Annotated in this window: 2 protein-coding genes; both read right to left on the reverse strand. The window is 67.1% G+C overall.

Annotation, left to right across the window (positions count from 1 at the left end):
• Window positions 1-776 (reverse strand): patatin-like phospholipase family protein (locus tag ACXJKR_RS33145; protein WP_457326474.1); only part of this gene is annotated, 776 nt, incomplete at its 3' end.
• A 19-nt stretch (window positions 777-795) separates the two neighbouring features.
• Window positions 796-1,129, reverse strand: a 334-nt coding sequence (locus ACXJKR_RS33150; protein WP_457326475.1) for a hypothetical protein, incomplete at its 5' end; no start/stop codon positions are given.

The following is a 1,129-nucleotide window of genomic DNA, read 5'->3' on the forward strand; positions in this document are numbered from 1 at the left end:
GGTGCGCGGTAGTCCAGGTGCAGGTGGTAGTCGGTGATGCCTCCGTCCCAGTAGGCGCCGCGCGGCGCGCCGGGCAAGTCGTGCTGGGCCTGCAGCCAGAAAGGGATGGAGMAACTCGCCAGCAACGCGCCGCGCAGGTTGGCGCGCGACAGATGCACCTCGCGGCTGGTGAAGTCGTTGAGCTTCAGCGGCAGGCGGTCGCGCGGGTCGGAGAAGACGACGCGCTCCAGGAAGCGGCCCAGCAGCGGGCGTGACATGGCGTTCGCCGCGAACGCGCCGAGGTAGCCCAGAGGCGTGCGCAGCTTGCCTTCTCGCGCCAGCAAGCCAGCGCGGCCTCGCGACGTGACCACGTGCAGGCGCAGCCGCGGGTGGGCCAGCACTTCGGCCTCGCGGCCCTCGAAGATATCGCCCAGGATCTCGCCGAAGCGCTTGCTGACACCCTCGGGCCGCGGGCGCTTCTCGCCGGGCAACACGTCGTACTCCTGTGTCACATAGGCCTCGGCCATGGTGTTGAACGCATCCGGCACGTCGCGGTGCGCCAGCGCAGCCGTGGCCATGCGCCAGGCACCGATGCTGGCGCCGACGAGATGCACCGGATGCTGGCTTTGCGGCAGCCATTCACCGAAGACGAAACGGTCCAACCCGTTGAGGATCAGCCCCTTGGGACCGCCGGCGGCAGCGGGAATCAAACCAATATCCTCGGCGCGCAGGCCGCGCTCGGCCAGCCGCGCTTTCGCGGCCGGGCCGGCAAAGACCTGCAGGGCGCCCGAGCTCATGCGCTGAAGATAGCCCGGATCAGAACTTGTGTTCCCAGTTCACTGCCCACCATGGCACCGGATCGCGACGGTTCAGGTTGTAGTCGGGCGTGCCGATGATGACGACCCGCGTGCCCTGTTGGGGCTGGAACAGGCCGTTGACGCTGACGCGCACGCTGTCCTGCTTGCTGACTTGCATCGCCGCAAAGGCGTCCAGCGAGCGCGAGGCCAGCGAAGTCTGGCTCTGCAGCACGCTTTGGCGTACGTCGAACTCTGGTGCGATCTGTGCGCTGAATCCCATGTTGATGGGCAGACTCTTGAACCGATAGTCCGCACCGAAGTTGAATTGCCATGGCTGCTGGCCTTCCAAACGG

The organism is Roseateles sp. P5_E11 (genome assembly GCF_054049355.1).